This window comes from Micromonospora sp. SL1-18 (assembly GCF_047921505.1).
Classification (GTDB): Bacteria; Actinomycetota; Actinomycetes; order Mycobacteriales; family Micromonosporaceae; genus Micromonospora.
In genome coordinates this window covers 1-390 of sequence record NZ_JBLROA010000226.1, presented here as the reverse complement: position 1 = coordinate 390, position 390 = coordinate 1, and the positions used below count along the sequence as shown (strand labels likewise).

The 390-nt window shown below is 71.8% G+C and carries 1 protein-coding gene; it reads right to left on the bottom strand.

All coding sequences use genetic code 11. The features are described 5' to 3' along the window. A partial coding sequence (locus tag ACNAW0_RS30695) for a hypothetical protein (protein WP_416291532.1) occupies positions 1 to 357 on the bottom strand: 357 nt, incomplete at its 3' end. Positions 358 to 390 lie beyond the last annotated feature (33 nt).

The following is a 390-nucleotide window of genomic DNA, read 5'->3' as shown; positions in this document are numbered from 1 at the left end:
TGTGGGCGCCTTGACGCCGGTGTGGACGCCGAACCCGACGTGCCAGGCGACACCGTCGAAGGACACCACCGCGTTGCGGACCGTTCCGCCTAGCGGCCGGGACCAGCGGAACTTGACCTCACCAACCTTCGGCAGCCTCACCGCACCCCAGCGGCGGCTGAGGCGGCGGACCTGCACGGCCTGCCCGGGGAACGGGACTGACAACCGGGCCGAGCGTCGTTTGCGGGTCGGCGCCCCGGCGGGGTGCTGCGGGTTCCACCAGTTCTGGTACGCCTGGTCGAGTTGGCGCAGCACCTGCTGACCGGACTGGGCCGGCAGGTCCGCGACCCAGTCGAGGCCCTTGCGCGCTTCCGTCAAGAAGGCGCACTGCGCGGCGACCCCGAGGCTTGT